General features: G+C 69.2%; 2 protein-coding genes. Both read right to left on the bottom strand.

The annotated features are described in order from the left end of the window. On the bottom strand, positions 1-1,862 hold a 1,862-nt coding region (locus tag U3653_RS33130; protein ID WP_435406616.1), incomplete at its 3' end, for a non-ribosomal peptide synthetase. Positions 1,863-2,129: 267 nt separating this feature from the next. After that, the coding region (locus U3653_RS33125) for an AMP-binding protein (protein ID WP_324722500.1) at positions 2,130-3,142 on the bottom strand (1,013 nt) is incomplete at its 5' end.

The raw sequence follows: 3,142 nt of genomic DNA, 5'->3' as shown, positions 1-3,142 counted from the left end.
GCCGCCGAACCGGTATCGAACTGATTCAAAAACCACATCCGCCGCTGCGCCAACGACAACGGCACCCGCTCCGGACGCTCCACCGCCACCAACGCCGGACGTGCAGCGCCGGTGTCGAATTCGGCGAGCCGGGCGGCGAGCAGCGCGACCGTCGGCGCTTCGAACACGGTGCGGGCGGGTACCCGCGCGCCGACCGACGCCCCGAGCCGCGCCGCCACCTGCGTCGCGATCAGCGAGTTGCCGCCCAGCTCGAAGAAGTCGTCGTCCGCGCCGATCTCGCCGCCCGCGCTGAGCAGGTCGGCGAACACACCCGCCACCAACTGCTCCAGCGCTCCCGACGGGGCGCGGAATTCCTTGGTCTGCAATTGCGGAGCGGGCAGGGCACGACGATCCAGCTTGCCCACCGGGGTCAGCGGGATCTCGTCCAGCACGGTGATCGAGGTGGGCACCATGTGCACCGGCAGGCTGCGCTCGGCGTGCGCGAGCAATTCGTCGGTGTCGATCGAACGTCCGCTCGCCGCGTGCACGTAAGAAGCGAGAATCGTCGCGCCGCTGTCCAGCTGGTGCCCCACGGTGACCGCGAAATCCACCGTCTCGTGCGCCGCGAGCACCGCATCGATCTCACCCAGCTCGATCCGGAAACCACGGATCTTCACCTGGAAATCGTTGCGACCCAGATACTCCAACTCGCCACTCGGCGTCCATCGCACCAGGTCACCGGTGCGATAAAGCCTGGAGTGATTCGGGTCGAACGGATTCGGGACGAATCGCACGGCGGTGAGGCCGGGGCGCGACTGGTAGCCGCGGGCCAACTGGGGTCCGCCGATGTACAACTCGCCGACCACGCCGATCGGGACCGGCACCAGGCGCTCGTCCAGCACATATTCGGTGGTCGCCTGGATGGGCGCGCCGATCGTCACCGTCTCACCCGCCACCAGCGGCGCGCTGATGTTGGTCATGATGGTGGTCTCGGTCGGGCCGTATCCGTTGTAGAACTCGCGCCGGCCGTCGGCGATCGGACGCACCCAGCGCCGCACCAGCTCCGGCGGACACGCCTCGCCACCGGCCACCACCACACGCAACTCGTCCAGCCCCGCCGGATCCACCGACGCCAGCGCGGCCGGGGTGATGAAGGCGTGCGTGACTCCCTCCCTGCGCAGCAGGGCGGCCAGCTCGTCACCGCCGTAGACCGTCGGCGCGACCACGACCATGGTCGCCGCGCCGCCGAGCGCGAGCAGCAACTCCAGCACCGACGCGTCGAACGACGGCGACGCGAAATGCAACGTCCGCGACGCGCTCGTCACCCGGTACCGATCACGCTGCTCGGCGCAGAAACCCGCCAACCCCGACTGCGTGACCACCACGCCCTTCGGCATGCCGGTCGACCCCGAGGTGTAGATGACGTAGGCCGGATGTTCGGCACGCAACTGGCGCAGCCGATCCGCGTAGGTGACCGGTTCGGTCGGGTAGTCCTCCAACTGCCTTGCGCAGGTGTCGGAATCGATGACCAGCCATTCGATTTCGCTGGGCAGGTCCGCCACCACGTGCGCGACGGCGAGTCCGAGCACGGCGCCGGAGTCCTTCACCATGTGCTCGACCCGGTCGGCCGGATAGTTCGGATCCACCGGCACGAAACCCGCACCCGTCTTGGCCACCGCCCACACCGCGACCACCGACTCCACCGAACGCGGAATACCCACCGCGACCAGATCCTCCGGCCCCACCCCACGATCGATCAGCAGACGCGCCAAACGCGTGGATCTGGCGTCGAGTTCCGCGTAGGTGAGGTGTCCGCGTGAGCTGACCGCGTCGGCGAACACGACCGCCGTACCGGTCGGATTCGCTTCGACGGCGGTTGCCATCAGTTGCGGAAGGGTAGTGACTCTAGGTCGCCGGGTGCGCGTGGGCCGCACCCGCGCGGGCCGCGTCACGCGAGCCCCGCTTCGTCCCTGGTCCCCCATCCCTGAGCCGGCAGACTATTCCCCGACAAGCGAAACATGAAAACTCTGCACATCCTGCCTGTAAGAACACGTCCATGACACATTTCCAGCGGACACCCTGATACACCAAACCAACCGGCTGTGTGCATGGTCACACAACCGGAGGCTTGTGTCCGACCGCGAATCGCCTCACTCGCTACCGAGCAGTTCGGTGAGTTCGACGATAGCGGCCACCTCGGCCCAGGGGCCCGCCGGTACGGCGCCGACACCATTGTCCAGCACCACAGCGTGCAAATCCTCCAGTGCCGTCGGGTCGAGGGTGTCCAGCCCGGTCCGATCGGTCACGAGGTGGGTTACCCATTCGTCGGCCAGCGACTCCGTCAGCGCTCCGTCCACGTCGTCGACCAGCACCACCGACGCGCCCACCGAGCCGGCGGCGACCACCTCGATCAGCGCGGCGGGCGACTGCGGGCTGCCGTGCTGGAAGGTGCGCGATTCGAAGGTCAGTTCGGTGCGCGTGCGCAATCGCGCGGCTGCCGCGGCGAGGTCGTCGTAGCTGAGGACCTGTTGTCCGGCGAATGCCGGGTCGCTGCCGCGCAGTGGGCGAATGCGGTGGGCGTAGGTGACCGGTCGTGGTGATTCGGCGGCGATTTCGGCGATCACGGCGGGGTCGTCGAGGGCCAGCCAGTCGACCGTGGCGGTCGGGAACGCACCGCCGGCGGTCAGGCCGGTCTTGACCTCGAGTCCGTGCGGCGGCAGCGCGTCGAGCGCGTCGGCCGGGACGACGGCGGCGCCGGTCTTGAGCACGGCCCAAGTGGCGACGACGGCGTCGATGCCGCGGTCCAGCCGCACCGCGACGCCCGCGCCGGGGCCGCAACCCCGCGCGATGAGCACCCGAGCCAAACGCGACGAGCGGGCGTCGAGATCCTGGTACGACAGCGCACTCTCGCCGGAGACCACGGCCGGTCCGTCCGGGTCGTCCTCGACCGCCGCCGCCAGCGCCTGGGTCAGCGCCGTGCCCGCGGTCGCCGTGGGCGGTTCGACGCTCACCGGCTCCGCCGCGGCCGCCATCCGCTCCCGTTCGGTGTCGTCGAGGATGTCGATGTCGCCGATGGGGGTGTGGGGGTTGGTGGCGATGGTGGTGAGGATGCGTTGGAGGCGGTGGCCGAGGGTGTGGATGGTGGTTTCGTCGAACAGGTCGG

It is taken from the genome of Nocardia implantans (genome assembly GCF_035544775.1).
Classification (GTDB): domain Bacteria; phylum Actinomycetota; class Actinomycetes; order Mycobacteriales; family Mycobacteriaceae; genus Nocardia; species Nocardia implantans.
Note: the sequence above shows the minus strand (reverse complement) of the source record. Positions and strands in the feature narration are given on the sequence as shown.